Source organism: Serratia plymuthica, assembly GCF_018336935.1.
In the GTDB taxonomy this organism is placed as follows: domain Bacteria; phylum Pseudomonadota; class Gammaproteobacteria; order Enterobacterales; family Enterobacteriaceae; genus Serratia; species Serratia plymuthica_B.
Genome location: NZ_CP068771.1, coordinates 4,344,743 through 4,359,815 on the forward strand (window position 1 = coordinate 4,344,743; position 15,073 = coordinate 4,359,815).

General features: G+C 59.5%; 11 protein-coding genes. 5 read left to right on the forward strand and 6 right to left on the reverse strand.

The features are described 5' to 3' along the window. Positions 1 to 141 precede the first annotated feature (141 nt). Positions 142 to 801 carry a quorum sensing response regulator transcription factor QseB gene (gene qseB / locus JK621_RS20260; RefSeq protein WP_212557376.1) on the forward strand — a complete coding sequence of 220 codons (660 nt, stop codon included), beginning with the start codon at positions 142 to 144 and terminating at the stop codon, positions 799 to 801. Beyond that, on the forward strand, positions 801 to 2,159 hold the full coding sequence (gene qseC, locus JK621_RS20265) for a quorum sensing histidine kinase QseC (protein WP_212557377.1): 1,359 nt from the start codon (positions 801 to 803) through the stop codon (positions 2,157 to 2,159). Before qseB ends, qseC begins: the two co-directional genes overlap by 1 nt. 24 nt (positions 2,160 to 2,183) lie before the next feature. Here the strand turns inward: qseC and folK are convergent, their stop codons facing one another. The 6 genes from folK to thpR form a co-directional block, all read right to left on the reverse strand. Next, positions 2,184 to 2,684 (reverse strand): 2-amino-4-hydroxy-6-hydroxymethyldihydropteridine diphosphokinase, encoded by a 501-nt coding sequence (gene folK / locus JK621_RS20270; protein ID WP_212557378.1) that lies wholly within the window; start codon positions 2,682 to 2,684, stop codon positions 2,184 to 2,186. Next, entirely contained in the window at positions 2,684 to 4,237 is a 1,554-nt protein-coding gene (gene pcnB / locus JK621_RS20275) for a polynucleotide adenylyltransferase PcnB (protein ID WP_432761936.1), read from the reverse strand. The genes folK and pcnB overlap by 1 nt, the downstream gene beginning before the upstream one ends. Before the next feature lie 61 nt (positions 4,238 to 4,298). Continuing rightward, a complete protein-coding gene (gene gluQRS / locus JK621_RS20280) occupies positions 4,299 to 5,198 on the reverse strand; it encodes a tRNA glutamyl-Q(34) synthetase GluQRS (protein WP_212557379.1) in 900 nt (299 codons plus the stop codon). Positions 5,199 to 5,393: 195 nt separating this feature from the next. Next, on the reverse strand, positions 5,394 to 5,849 hold the full coding sequence (gene dksA / locus JK621_RS20285; RefSeq protein WP_006321065.1) for an RNA polymerase-binding protein DksA: 456 nt from the start codon (positions 5,847 to 5,849) through the stop codon (positions 5,394 to 5,396). Positions 5,850 to 6,031: 182 nt separating this feature from the next. Next, positions 6,032 to 6,739 carry a DNA/RNA nuclease SfsA gene (sfsA, locus tag JK621_RS20290; protein ID WP_212557380.1) on the reverse strand — a complete coding sequence of 236 codons (708 nt, stop codon included), beginning with the start codon at positions 6,737 to 6,739 and terminating at the stop codon, positions 6,032 to 6,034. Beyond that, positions 6,736 to 7,278, reverse strand: a complete 543-nt coding sequence (gene thpR, locus JK621_RS20295; RefSeq protein ID WP_212557381.1) for an RNA 2',3'-cyclic phosphodiesterase — start codon at positions 7,276 to 7,278, stop codon at positions 6,736 to 6,738. The genes sfsA and thpR overlap by 4 nt, the downstream gene beginning before the upstream one ends. 56 nt (positions 7,279 to 7,334) lie before the next feature. Between thpR and hrpB the strand changes: the two genes are divergently transcribed. The 3 genes from hrpB to fhuA all read left to right on the forward strand — a co-directional run bounded on the left by hrpB (position 7,335) and on the right by fhuA (position 15,037). Further along, a complete protein-coding gene (gene hrpB, locus JK621_RS20300) occupies positions 7,335 to 9,797 on the forward strand; it encodes an ATP-dependent helicase HrpB (protein WP_249337101.1) in 2,463 nt (820 codons plus the stop codon). Between the two features lie 296 nt (positions 9,798 to 10,093). After that, positions 10,094 to 12,592, forward strand: a complete 2,499-nt coding sequence (gene mrcB, locus JK621_RS20305; RefSeq protein ID WP_212557383.1) for a bifunctional glycosyl transferase/transpeptidase — start codon at positions 10,094 to 10,096, stop codon at positions 12,590 to 12,592. 246 nt (positions 12,593 to 12,838) lie between these two features. Beyond that, positions 12,839 to 15,037, forward strand: coding sequence for a ferrichrome porin FhuA (gene fhuA / locus JK621_RS20310; protein ID WP_212557384.1), 2,199 nt, complete (start codon positions 12,839 to 12,841; stop codon positions 15,035 to 15,037). The last annotated feature ends 36 nt before the right edge of the window (positions 15,038 to 15,073 follow it).

Genomic DNA, 15,073 nt, shown 5'->3' on the forward strand with positions numbered 1-15,073 from the left:
GAGCCGTGCGGTACGCGCAGGGCCCTGGCTGCAAAAAAGTGCTGTCATTCTACTGTAACCCTAACGGGGTGGGTAGCGCAGATCATGAAGCTTAAGGGGTTCTTAAGAACCTTGTGATGTAATGGCGAAAAAGGGACGAGCATGCGAATTCTGCTGATAGAAGATGACAAGTTAATCGGTGACGGCATCAAGGCCGGGTTGACCAAACTCGGCTTTAATCTGGACTGGTTTACCGACGGGCTGGTGGGAAAAAATGCGCTGGAAAGCGCGCCTTACGATGCGGTGATCCTCGATCTCAGCCTGCCGGGCCTGGATGGGCTGGATTTGTTGCGCCAGTGGCGCCAGGCCGGCCATGACGTGCCGGTGTTGATCCTTACCGCGCGCGATGCGCTGGAACAGCGGGTCAGCGGCCTGCAGAGCGGCGCCGATGATTACCTGTGCAAGCCTTTCGCCCTGTCGGAGGTCGCTGCGCGCCTGCAGGCGTTGATCCGCCGTCGCCATGGGCAACTGATGCCGCAGCTGGTGCACGGCAACGTCGTATTCGATGCCGCCACCCGCAGCGTGAGTTGCGGCGGCGAGCCGGTAACCTTGACGCCGCGTGAACTGGCGGTACTGGAGCTGTTCCTGCATAACAAGGGGCGAGTGCTGGCGCGGCCGCTGATCCAGGAAAAACTGTACAACTGGGATGACGAAGTCAGCAGTAATGCAGTGGAAGTGCATATCCATCACCTGCGGCGCAAGTTGGGTAACGGTTTTATCCGCACCATTCACGGCGTGGGTTATACGTTGGGGGAGGCATAGTGAGACATCTCAGCTTGCGGCTGCGGCTGATCCTGATTTTCAGCCTGCTGGCGCTGGTGACCTGGTGTGCCGCCAGCCTGGTGGCGTGGATGATGACGCGCAACACCATCAATGAAGTGTTTGATACCCAGCAGATGCTATTCGCCAAGCGCCTGGCGACCGCCAATCTGGGCGATCTGCTGGCCGACGAAAGCGTGCGCAGCCTGCCGAAAACCAAGAAGCTGGTGCATCACGGCAAGCGGGGCAAGCAGGATGACGATGCGCTGGCGTTCGCCATCTTCGACCGTAACGGCAAGATGTTGCTCAATGACGGTGAAAACGGCGCGGATTTCCACTTTGACGGCGAGCGTGAAGGCTTTACCGATGGCGAACGGCGAGGCGACGACGACAGCTGGCGGCTGCTGTGGCTGACCAGCCCGGACGGCCGCTATCGCATCGTGGTCGGGCAGGAATGGGATTATCGGCGGGATATGGCGCTGGGCATGGTAACCGGGCAACTGGTGCCCTGGCTGGCGACGTTGCCGATGTTGATGCTGTTGATCGCGCTGATGGTGGGGCGTGAACTGCGGCCACTGCGCACGGTGGCCGCCGGGCTGCGCAAACGCGCACCGGACGACGCGACGCCGTTGGATGCGCGCCAGGTTCCGACCGAAGTCAGGCCGTTGGTGGATGCGTTGAACACGCTGTTTGCGCGCATCAACGCGCTGCTGGTGCGTGAGCGGCGTTTTACCTCCGATGCCGCCCATGAGCTGCGCAGTCCGTTGGCGGCGCTGCGGGTGCAGACGGAAGTGGTGCAATTGGCCGGCGACGACGAGCCGATGCGCGAGCATGCGCTGGGCAATCTGACGGTGAGCATCGATCGCGCCACCCGCTTGGTCGATCAGTTGCTGACGCTGTCGCGGCTGGATTCACTGTCGGATCTGGCCGATTTGGAGCCGGTCGACTGGAGCCGGCTGGTGCCGATGACGCTGGCGGAGCAGGATCGCCATGCTTATGCCGCCGGCGTCACGCTGCGTTACGAACAGCAGGGGATGCCGGCGCCGTTACAGGGGCAAGCGCTGCTGCTGTCGCTGCTGGTGCGTAATTTGGTGGACAATGCGGTTCGTTATACGCCTGCGGGCGGCACCGTCACTGTGAGGCTTACAGAGCGCTTGCTGGCGGTGGAAGATAATGGGCCGGGAGTCACTACGGAACATCTGGCGCGGCTGGGGGAGCGTTTCTATCGTCCGCCGGGTCAGGAGCAAACCGGCAGCGGGCTGGGGCTGTCCATTGTGCAGCGCATCGCCGGCTTGCACGGGCTGCGCATCAGCTTTGCCAACCGGGCAGAAGGCGGGTTTGTCGCTCAGGTGATGCTGTAGGGGGCGCCGCATGCTGCGCCCGGATCAGGCTTTTTGCTTGGGCTGATGCCACAGTTCCATGCCGTTCTCCGGCACGCGTTTCAGGCAGCTGGCGAGTGATTCGCCGTCCGGGAACACCAGATCGGGCGCGATTTCCGCCAGCGGGTAGAGCATGAACTCGCGTTCTTTCAGGCCGTAATGCGGCACTGTCAGGCGATCGGTATGAATAACCTGCTCGCCATACAGCATGATGTCCAGATCGAGGGTGCGCGGGCCCCAGCGCTCATCTTTGCGCACGCGGCCCTGATTGCGTTCTATCGCTTGGGTATGATCGAGCAGTTGTTCGGCGGGCAGCAAGGTATCCAGCGCCACCACCGCATTGAGAAAGTCCGGCTGATTCTGCGGCCCCAGCGGCTTGGTGCGGTAAAACGACGAACAGAGGATCAACCGGGTGCGCGGAAGATGCTCCAGCGCCTCCAGTGCGGCTTTCACCTGTTGCAGCGGTTGCGCCAGGTTACTCCCCAGCGCGATATAAACGCGGATCATTATGCTCCTTCTTTACGCGGCGTCCGGCGGCGAGGGCGACGCTGACGCGCGCGGCGTGGCGCGGGGTCGTCACCCAAAGTGCTCAACATGGTTTTCTGACGCGCCGGCGTGGCTTCCTGGAACTCGCCCCACCATTCGGTCAGACGCAGCATTTCCTGGTTTTCTTCCACTTCGGCGCGCAGCGCCAGCAGATCGTAAGCGGCGCGGAATTTCGGGTGTTCCATCAGCTTGTGCGCACGTTTGCCCTGACGGCGGGACAGGCGCAGCTGCAACTGCCAGATATCGCGGACCAGCGTGGTGATGCGTTTCGGGATCGCCAGTGAACGACACTGTTCGTCCAGCACATCATTCATCGCCAGCGCGAAGGCGTCGTAATACGCCAGCCCGCTCTCTTGCGCCAGTTTCTGCGCATGTTCCAGCAGCGGATACCAAAGCATAGCAGCAAACAGGAATGCCGGATTGACGCGCATGTCGTTCTGCAGCCGATAATCGGTGTTCTTCAGCACCTGCACCAAAATACGTTCCATCGGCGTGTCGTGGGTAGGCGTAAAGTGGCGTGCTATCTGCGGGAACAGCGGCTGGAACAGCTGGTATTCGCACAGTTTCAAATAGGTCTGGTAACCGTAACCGGCTTGCAGCAGCTTGAGCGATTCCTCAAACAGACGCGCCGGCGGGATTTCATGCAGCAACGAAGCCAGGCGCGGGATAGGCTCGGCGGTTTCGTCACTGATGCTCATGTCCAGCTTGGCGGCAAAGCGCACCGCGCGCAGCATGCGCACCGGATCTTCGCGGTAGCGGGTTTCCGGATCGCCGATCAGGCGAATCACGCCTTGCTGCAGGTCACGCATTCCGTCGACGTAATCACGCAGGGTGAAGTCCGCCACGCCGTAATACAGGCTGTTGATGGTGAAGTCGCGGCGCTGAGCATCTTCTTCGATCGAACCGAAGATGTTGTCGCGCAGCAGCATGCCGTTTTGGGCTTGCTGGGACGAGTTTTTATCAGATTCCGGCGTTTGCTGCTCGTGGTGGCCGCGGAAGGTGGCAACCTCGATGATTTCCGGCCCGAACATCACGTGCGCCAGACGGAAACGGCGGCCGACCAGGCGACAGTTGCGGAACAGCTTGCGCACCTGCTCCGGCGTGGCGTTGGTAGTGATGTCGAAATCTTTCGGCTTTTTGCCGAGCAGCAGGTCACGCACGCCGCCACCGACCAGATAGGCTTCGTAGCCGGATTTGTTCAGGCGGTACAACACCTTCAGCGCATTCTCGCTGATGTCTTTGCGTGAAATTGAGTGCTGCTCTCGTGGGATCACGGTCATGGGGCCGGTGCCCTCTGCGGCAGGAAAAGGGGGACGCTTACGCGGCGCCGGCCGGCGGGCAGGCGTTTCTCTACCGCTTTCGGCACGCCGATGTTGTTGCGGCGCGGCAGGCTGTTCAGCGGCCGCGCTTTCTTCGCGGACTACGTTTTTATCGCTGACCGGCGCATCATCGCGGGGCAGCTTGTCATCGCGGATTAGTACCTTACGGCAGAAATTGGCTACTCGGGTAAAAATGGTACACCTCGATAGTGACTGATAAAAATGGAGCTAACAAAAAATAGCGGCTAATCATAGCTCACCATGGCTCCTTTGAGAATGCCGATGTGTTTTCATCCACCTGGCGCGGCACATTTTCTAACGTCCAGTGTGCTATAGCCCAGCTCAATAATAACGACAGGTCAAGATCTTGCCAGCTTTCCGGCAGCGGTTGACGCAGAAATTTCAGCGCGGCGATCAACACCGGGCGAGGATCGCCTTCGGGCAGCGCGGGCGCATGATTTTGCTTCGACAACTTGATGCCGTTTGCACCCAGCGCCAGCGGCAGATGCACATAGGCAGGGACCGGCGCCTGCAACTGATGATACAGCGCAATCTGGCGCACCGTGGGTTCAATCAGATCGGCGCCGCGCACGATTTCGGTCACGCCCTGGAAATGGTCGTCAACCACCACTGCCAAATTATAGGCAAACAACCCATCGCGCCGGCGAATGATAAAATCTTCCCGCGCCAGAGCCGGATCGGCCTGCAACTCGCCCTGCAGGCGATCGTGAAAGGCGTAAACCGGTTTGGATTGACGTAAACGGATAGCGGCGCCCTGCGGGCCAAGATGCAAATCACGGCAGTGGCCGTCATACAGACCGCCAATTTGCTGGATACGGCTGCGGGTGCAATTGCAGAAATAGCTAAGCCCCTGTTGTTGCAGCTGATCCAGGGTTGCGCGGTAGGCTTCGTGACGTTGGGACTGATAGATGACCTGGCCGTCCCAGAGGAGACCATAGCGTTCCAGTGCGGATAAGATACGGACGGCCGCACCGGCGACTTCGCGCGGGGGGTCAATATCTTCAATGCGAACCAGCCACTGCCCGCGTTGGGCACGAGCCTGGAGGTAGCTTCCCAGAGCGGCAATCAGCGAACCGAAATGCAGATCTCCGGAAGGCGATGGGGCAAAGCGCCCCACATAATGACTTTCTTGCATATCAGAGGGGAAACTTTCCCTTTTCTCTGTGTGGCGCACGTTGGAGTGTGCGCCACAGCGGTAACATACTCGTCATGCTTGAAACTGCATCTGTGTCGGCTGCGCTTGCTTACCCGAATCACTTACCGAAGCAAGTTCATCGGGATGCGCATTCTTGCCGCCGTGATGCCGCCCCAATCATGTAGAGTAGCGGTATTAGCCGGCCATCTGCTTTTCGCGGATTTCTGCCAGGGTCTTGCAGTCGATGCACAAATCGGCCGTCGGACGCGCTTCAAGGCGACGAATGCCAATCTCCACGCCGCAGGATTCGCAGTAGCCGAAATCTTCGTCTTCTACTTTCTTCAGCGTTTTCTCGATCTTTTTGATCAGTTTGCGTTCACGGTCACGGTTACGCAGTTCAAGGCTGAACTCTTCTTCCTGCGCGGCACGATCTACCGGATCCGGGAAGTTGGCCGCTTCGTCTTGCATATGCGATACAGTACGGTCCACTTCGTCCCTGAGCTGGTTGCGCCACGCTTCAAGAATAAGCTTGAAATGCTTCAACTGGGCGACGTTCATGTACTCTTCGCCCGGCTTCTCTTGGTACGGCTCCACCCCAGCGATGGCGAGAATGCTCAAGGACGAGGTTTTACGGGTTTGCCCTTCTTGCATGTTGCTTCTCCTACATACACACGCACTATCGAATCCCCAATGCGGGGGAAAAACAGGCCGCTATAAATAACAGATGGAAGGTAGGTTGGCAATTATTCCTGTCGCCTGCTTGACAATGGTGTGAAGGAAGGCGTATTTGGCGACGCGATAACCGGTTGTTGAATTATGGGTGCCCGGTGCCGCTAATCGATAAAAAACGGTAACTTATCGCAGAGAGATATACCGTCAGGTGATAATTTAGCCCCATAACAAACGACTTCTACTCCCAACTGCCGAACCTGTGCCAACAGTGCCGCATAACGCTCATCTATATGATGTGCCGGTGCGACCTGTTCAATTCCGCTATGTAACACGGCAAAAAACAAAACCGCCCGCTGCCCGCTTTCAACCACGCTGAGCAACTCACGCAGGTGCTTTTGTCCTCTGAGCGTTACCGCATCAGGGAAGTAACCACGTTGTTGTTGCAGTAATGTGACTGACTTAACTTCAATATAGCAGTTAACCCTATCTTCTGCCTGTAATAACAAATCGATACGGCTGTTTTCACTGCCATATTTTACTTCGCCGGTGATTTTACTGTAACCGGATAATTCATTGATTAAATTCTGTTCAATGGCTTCGCGCACCAATCCGTTGGCGCGCAGGGTGTTGACGCAGATCCAATCCCCTTGTTGGGTGTGCGTCAGCTCCCAGCTGTGGGCATATTTGCGCTTGGGGTTGTCTGAAGTGGAATACCAAAGGGTATCGCCCGGAGTGGCGCAGCCGGTCATGGCACCCGTGTTGGCGCAGTGCAAGGTGAAGGTTTCGCCTTCTGGGGTGATCGCGTCGGCCAGAAAACGTTTGTAACGTTTAATCAGCGTGGCGGAACGTAGCGGCGGGGTGAAAATCATGGAGTATCCTGATGGGCTAAAGGCCATTGTTCAAGCGGGTGATAACGCGTGCGGCCGTTCTCAAATACCGACTGGTACAGGGCAAAGGAGTCAGCGCTGAAGGTCCAGCCCGGCGTTGCGGGCGGTATGGCTACCGGTTGCGTCGCAGAGCGCAGCAGGGTGATGTGCGGATGAAACGGCATCGGGCTTTGGTAGCAGCCGCTGCGGGCCGCTTGCGATCGCAATAATTCGGCAAGTTGCAGAACCCCTCGCGGCGCGCGGCGCGTGCCAAGCCACACCACGCCAGGACGCGGCCAGTGGCCAAGATCGTCCAGCACCATGCTGAAACCGGGTTGGATAATACGGCCGGCCAACTTTTTCAGCGCCGTTTCCTTTTGCGCGCTGACGTCACCGAGAAACGCCAGTGTCAGATGCAGATTAGCTGCGGCGACCGGCCGCCCGGCTTCGGGCGTGAAGGCTTCGGCGCGCCAGCGGATCACCTGTTGCTGTAGCGCATCAGGCAAGGTCAGGGCGAAAAACAGGCGGCGCGAACTGGACATAGATACCCGGCAAGTGAATGAAACGCAGAGTCTAATGCTACAATGTGCGCCGCCCAATGTTAACCACCACGGAGAGTTCTGTGTCTTCACTGCCTGTCAGTGCGGTTCTTGATGAATTGCTCACTGCGCTGCAATCCGCCCCGCAGGTGTTGCTGCACGCGCCCACCGGCGCCGGTAAATCGACCTGGTTGCCGCTGCAGATCCTGGCTAAAGCCGGGCTGCCGGGCCGCATCATCATGCTGGAGCCGCGGCGGTTGGCGGCGAAAAACGTGGCGTATCGGTTGGCGCAACAGTTGGGAGAAGAACCGGGCCAGACCGTGGGTTACCGCATGCGCGCCGAAAGCAAAAGCGGGCCGCATACCCGGCTGGAGGTGGTAACCGAAGGCATTCTCACCCGTATGCTGCAGCAGGACGCCGAGCTGCAGGGCGTCTCGCTGGTGATCCTCGATGAATTCCATGAACGCAGCCTGCAGGCCGATCTGGCGTTGGCGCTGTTGCTGGACGTGCAACAGGGGCTGCGAGACGATCTCAAACTGCTGATTATGTCGGCGACGCTGGATAACGCCCGTATGACACAGCTGCTGCCGCAAGCGCCGGTGGTGGTGTCCGAGGGGCGCAGTTTCCCGGTTGAACGCCAATATCAGCCATTGGCCAGCCATCAACGGCTGGAGGACGCTGTGGCGGCGGCGGTGAAACGTCTGCTGTCCGAACAGGGCGGATCGCTGCTGCTGTTCCTGCCCGGCGTGGCGGAAATCAATCGGGTGCTGGAACGGCTGAACGGCGAAGTGGCGGCCGATACCGACCTGTGCCCGCTGTATGGCGCATTGCCGCTGGCGCAGCAGCAAAAAGCGATTCAACCGTCGCCGGCCGGGCGTCGCAAGGTGGTGCTGGCGACCAATATTGCAGAAACCAGCCTGACCATAGAAGGCATTCGGCTGGTGGTGGACACTGGGCTGGAGCGCGTGGCGCGTTATGACGTGCGTAACGGCCTGACGCGGTTGGTGACGCAGCGCATCAGCCAGGCGTCGATGATCCAGCGCGCCGGCCGCGCCGGGCGTCTGGAGCCGGGTATTTGCTGGCACCTGTTTGCCAAAGAGCAGGCGGAACGCGCAGTGGAACACGCCGAACCGGAAATCCTGCAAAGCGATCTCGCCGGTTTTTGGCTGGAGCTGTTGCAGTGGGGCTGCCATGACGTTGGGCAACTGACCTGGCTCGATCGGCCGCCGGAGACGGCGCTGGCGGCGGCAAAAAGGCTGCTGCAACGTCTCGGTGCCACCGACGATGCCGACAAATTAACCGCACGGGGCCGGCAGATGGCTATGCTGGGCTGCGAACCCCGCTTGGCGGCGATGCTGACCCAGGGTGCAGAGCAGGGAGCGGATGGGCTGGCAACCGCTGCGGCGCTGGCTGCGCTGCTGGAGGAACCGCCACGCAATGGGCAGATGGATATCGGCTACTGGCTGAGCCGACCGCAGCCGAACTGGCAGCGCCGCGCCGCCCAGTTAGCGCGGCGTTTGCAGCCGCGAAGCGGGCAGGTTGACGTCGAGATGGCTCCGCGCCTGCTGGCGTTGGCGTTTACCGATCGCATCGCCCAGCGGCGCGGTCAGGATGGCCGTTACCTGCTGGCCAATGGCATGGGGGCGGCGATGAATCAGGATGAGGCGCTGTCGCGTGCGCCGTGGCTGATAGCGCCAAGCCTGCTGCAGGGCCACAACAGCCCCGATGCGCGCATTCTGCTGGCGCTGCCGGTGGAGATTGATGCGCTGGCGGCGCAACTGCCGGCGATCGTTTCCCGGCAAACCGCGGTGGAGTGGGATGAAGAAAAGGGCACGCTGCGCGCCTGGAAACGCCAGCAGATCGGCCGCCTGACGCTGCGGGCGCAGCCGTTGGCCAAGCCGGCCGATGAAGAGCTGCAACTGGCGTTGCTCAACTGGGTGCGAGCTCAGGGTATCGCGGTGCTCAACTGGGACACCGCCGCCGAGCAGCTGCGCCTGCGTTTGCAGTGCGCGCAAAATTGGCTGCCGGAGGCTGCCTGGCCACAGGTCGATGATGAGTCGCTGCTGGATCGGCTGGAGCAATGGCTGCTGCCCTCCCTGAATGGCGTACGCGATATGCGCGGGCTGAAACAGGTCAATATCGCCGAAGCCCTTGCGCGCCTGCTGGACTGGCAGCAAAAGCAGCGGCTGGATAATGCGTTGCCCACTCATTACACTGTGCCGACCGGCAGCCGTTTGCCGATTCGCTATGATGCCGGCAAACCGCCGGCGCTGGCGGTGCGTTTACAGGAAGTGTTCGGTGAACAGCGCAGCCCAATGCTGGCCGAGGGTCGCATCCCGGTGGTGCTTGAGTTACTCTCACCGGCACACCGGCCGTTGCAGATCACCGGCGATCTGGCGGCGTTTTGGCAAGGCGCTTACCGGGAAGTGCAAAAAGAGATGAAAGGGCGCTACCCGAAACACGTGTGGCCGGACGACCCGGCGAATACCGCCCCCACGCGGCGCACGAAGAAATATCAGTAACCCCGTCATACTTGACGCCGCATCGGTGTTGGCTGTGTTATTCGGCCCATCCAGGGGCCTCACCCCTGACGGGGCCGCTGCAAGCAGCGTTCAAATCTGCTCCCGGCAGATTTGTCACTTACCCGAATCACTTACTAGAGTAAGCTCATCGGGATAAGCTCTCTTGCCGCCTTGATGCAACGCCAATTATTTAGGGGGAGAATTCAGATGTTTCTTCTGTTCAGCGGCCTGGCGTCGGGACAGATTAAGCGACTAATAATGGCCGGCAGTGCCGCCAAGTCTGGAGAATGACAGCAATGGCTGGGGATGACCGCGAGCCCATCGGGCGCAAAGGGAAACAACCAAAACGCACCGCGTCGGGCAAGCCGCCGCGCCGTCGCAGAGACGACGATTATGATGATTACGAGGAAGACGAGCAGCAAGATGATGAATATGAAGACGAGGAGGAAAGCGTGCCGCGTAAGGTAAAAGCGACTCCGCCGCGTAAAAAACGCCGTTGGCTTGGCCTGCTTATCAAACTGATTCTGGTGATCGCGGTTCTGTTGGCGATTTACGGCGTGTACCTGGATTCGCAGATCCGCAGCCGCATTGACGGCAAGGTCTGGCAGTTGCCGGCGGCGGTCTATGGCCGCATGGTCAACCTGGAACCGGGCATGCCGTACAGCAAGAAGGAAATGGTCGATTTGCTGGAGGGCATGCAATACCGTCAGGTTAGCCGCATGACCCGTCCGGGCGAATTTACCGTGCAAGCCAACAGCATCGAGATGCTGCGCCGCCCGTTTGACTTCCCGGATGGTAAAGAGGGGCAGATCCACGCCCGTCTGGATTTCCAGAACAACCGTTTGGCGAAAATCGAAAACATGGAGAACCAGCGTAACTTCGGGTTCTTCCGCCTCGATCCGCGCCTGATCACCATGTTGCAGTCACCGAACGGCGAACAGCGTCTGTTCGTGCCGCGCACCGGTTTCCCTGACCTGCTGGTGGACACGCTGATTGCCACCGAAGATCGTCATTTCTACGAGCATGACGGCATCAGCCCGTACTCCATCGGCCGTGCGGTGCTGGCGAACCTGACCGCCGGGCGTGCGGTGCAGGGCGGCAGTACCCTGACGCAGCAGTTGGTGAAGAACCTGTTCCTGACCAACGAGCGCTCGCTGTGGCGTAAGGCCAACGAAGCCTATATGGCGCTGCTGGTCGATTATCGTTACAGCAAGGACCGTATTCTTGAGCTGTACCTGAACGAGGTGTACCTCGGCCAGAGCGGCAGCGACCAGATCCGCGGTTTCCCGTTGGCCAGCCTGTATTACTTCGGCCGCCCGGTGGATGAACTGAGCCTGGATCAGCAAGCGTTGCTGGTGGGGATGGTGAAAGGTGCCTCGCTGTATAATCCGTGGCGCAACCCGACGCTGGCGCTGGAGCGCCGTAACCTGGTGCTCAAGCTGTTGCAAAACCAGGGGGTGATCGACGCCGAGCTGTACAACATGCTCAGCGCGCGGCCACTGGGCGTGCAGCCGAAAGGTGGGGTGATCACGCCGCAGCCGGCGTTTATGCAGATGGTGCGTCAGGAACTGCAGGCCAAGCTGGGCGACAAGGTGAACGACCTGTCCGGAGTGAAAATCTTCACGACGCTGGATCCGGTTTCTCAGGATGCGGCGGAAAAAGCGGTCGAAGACGGCATTCCGGCGCTGCGTGCCGCCCGCCATCTTAAAGATCTGGAAGCGGCGATGGTGATTGTCGATCGCTTCAGCGGTGAGGTACGCGCCATGGTCGGCGGCGCCAATCCGCAGTTCGCCGGTTTTAACCGTGCGATGCAGGCGCGCCGCCTGGTCGGGTCGCTGGCCAAGCCGCCAACCTACTTGACCGCGCTTTCCGAGCCGGACAAATACCGCCTGAATACCTGGTTGGCGGACCAGCCGCTGTCGCTGAAACAACCGAATGGCAGCGTATGGCAGCCGAACAACTACGACCGCAAATTCCGTGGACAGGTGATGCTGGTGGATGGCCTGGCCTTCTCGCTCAACGTGCCGACGGTGAATCTGGGCATGGCGGTCGGGCTGGATCAGATCAGCGCCACCTTGCAGCGCCTGGGCATTCCGAAAGCGGAAATCAATCCGGTGCCTTCGATGCTGCTGGGGGCGATTGGCCTGACGCCGATGGAAGTGGCGCAGGAATACCAAACCATCGCCAGCGGCGGTAACCGTGCGCCGCTGTCTGCGGTGCGTTCGGTGATCGCGGAAGACGGTTCGGTGCTGTACCAGAGCTTCCCGCAGGCGGAACGCATGGTGCCGGCTCAGGCCGCTTACCTGACGTTGTACGCCATGCAACAGGGCGTAGCGCGCGGGACCTCCCGTTCTCTGTCGGTGAAGTTCCCCAACTACAATCTGGCGGCGAAAACCGGTACCACCAACGATCTGCGCGACAGTTGGTTTGCCGGTATCGACGGTAAAGAAGTGGCTATCGCCTGGGTTGGACGTGATAACAACGGCCCGGCCAAGCTGACCGGTGCCAACGGTGCGCTGACGCTCTATCGCCGTTACCTGGAAAACCAGACGCCGCTGCCGCTGATGCTGCAGCCGCCGGAAGGCATCAACCAGATTGGCATCGACTCCAGCGGTAACTTTGTCTGTGGCGGCGGCGGGCGCAGCATCCCGGTGTGGACCGATAATCCGCAAGGGTTGTGCCAGGCAAGCCAGGCTGCTCAGCAGCAGCAACAACAGCAGCAACAGGCGGGTGAGCAAAAAGACGGCGACGGCGTCGCCGGCTGGATCAAGGACATGTTCGGCCAAGGGCAGTAAGTTGGCGAGCGGCTAACCCCGTTGGTAGAAAAGTTTTTTGTTGCAGGCCCGTAACTTCAGTTACGGGCTTTTTTATTTTGCGCGCTTTATTTCCATTCGATTAACACGGCTAAAGGGTTACTCCCCCACCTATTTACTGGCTGAATTCGACTTGCAGTTTAATTTGGCTTCTGCATAAAATGCGTCGCTTATAATAATTATTATCGTTTACATTCGTTATCAAATAATTCATCAGAGAAAGCACCTATGCCGACCAAGCGTCCAACTTCATCACGGGCCATGAAGGGCCGTTCTCCCGTCAGTGGGTTAGCGATCACTATCGCTGCCGCGCTGGGCACGCTGGCGATGCCGGCATCTTCTGCCGAAGCCAATCCGGTAGCCAAAGAAGACACCCTTACCGTGGTGGGCAGCAGCCAGCCGCAACAGGAAAGCGCCTGGGGGCCGGTCGGCACCTACGTGGCCAAACACAGCGCCACCGGTACCAAAACCGATACGCCGATTGAAAAGAATCCGCAGTCGGTTTCCGTGGTCACGCGCGAAGAGATGGATATGCTCCAGCCGGATACGGTGAAAGGCGCGCTGGCTTATGCGCCAGGGGTTTATGCCAGCCGTGGCAGCTCCAGTACCTATGATTCGGTGGCCATTCGCGGTTTCCCGGCGGTGAATACCAACCAGTATCTGGACGGCCTGCGCCTGCAGGGCGACAACTATACCGAAGCTTCGGTCGACCCTTATTTCCTCGAACGCGCGGAACTGCTGCGCGGCCCGGTATCGGTGCTGTACGGCAAGAGCAGCCCGGGTGGGTTGGTGGCGCTGGTCAGCAAGCGGCCGACCACCGAGCCGCTGCACGAAATCCAGTTCAAAATGGGCACCGACAATTTGTTCCAGACCGGCTTTGACTTCAGCGATGCGCTGGATGATAACGGCGTCTATTCCTACCGTTTGACCGGCCTGGCGAAAGACAGCGATGCGCAGCAGAACATGACGAAAGAGAAGCGCTATGCGATTGCGCCGTCATTCAGCTGGCGGCCGGATGACAGGACCAACTTTACGCTGTTGGCCAATATCCAAAACGATCCCTATACCGGCTTCTACGGCTGGTTGCCGAAGCAGGGCACGCTGATCCCGCTGCCGGACGGCAGCAAGCTGCCAACCAGTTTCAACGACGGTGAAGCAAGCAATTACTTTGCGCGCAAGCAGCGCATGATCGGCTATAGCTTCGAACATGCGTTCAACGACACCTGGGCGGTGCGCCAGAACCTGCGTTACATGCAGCTGGAAAGCGACATGAAGAGTATCTATGGCAGCGGCGTTAGCGCCACGGCGCCGACCACGCTGAACCGTGCCTATGTGCAGTCGAAGGAACACCTGAACAGCTTCTCGGTGGATACTCAGGCGCAGGCCAGGCTGAAAACCGGCGATGTCGATCATACGCTGTTGTTTGGCGTCGACTATTCGCGCATGCGCAATGACATCAATTCCGGCTTTGGCACGGCAGACAGCCTGAGCATGACCGATCCGCAATACGGCAACGACGGCACTACCGTCACCTTCCCGTACAACTACCTGAACCGTCAGGAACAGACTGGCTTGTACGTGCAGGAGCAGGGCGAGTGGAACCAATGGTTGCTGACGTTGGGGGGCCGTTACGACTGGGCGAAGACCTCGGCCAATAACCGCATCGATAATTACACCAACGAACGTTCGGACGGTCAGTTCACCTGGCGCGGCGGCCTGAACTATCTGTTTGATAACGGCATCACGCCGTATTTCAGCTACAGCGAGTCATTTGAACCGACGCTGGACACCTCTGCGAACGGGCAGACGTTTATTCCGTCGATTGGCAAGCAGTATGAAGCCGGTGTGAAATACGTGCCGAAGGATCGTCCTGTCGTCCTGACCGGGGCGCTGTACCAACTGACCAAAAACAACAACCTGACGCCGGACCCGGATAACGCGCAGTTCAGCGTCCAGAGCGGTGAGATCCGCTCGCGCGGCGTAGAGCTGGAAGCCAAAGCGGCGTTGAACGCCAACGTCAACCTGATCGCTTCCTACACCTACACCGACGCGAAATACACCAAGGACAACACCTATCAGGGCAAGCCAACCACCGAGATCCCTAAACATATGGCCTCGCTGTGGGCGGACTACACCTTCCACGAAACGGCGGTCAGCGGCCTGACATTGGGCTCCGGCGTACGTTATGTCGGCACTAGCTCAAGCTTCAACAGCGCCGACAACAGCACCTTTAAAGTGCCGGATTACACGCTGGTGGATGCGACCATCAAATACGATCTGGCGCGTTTTGGCCTGCCGGGCTCGTCAGTAGGCGTCAATATCAACAACCTGTTTGATAAGACTTACGTTGCAAGTTGTTATCGCGACTACGCCTGCTATTGGGGCGCAGAACGTCAGGTGGTCGCCACCGCAACTTTCCGCTTCTAACCGGATAATCGGGGCGGCGGATCGCCGCTCCGAACA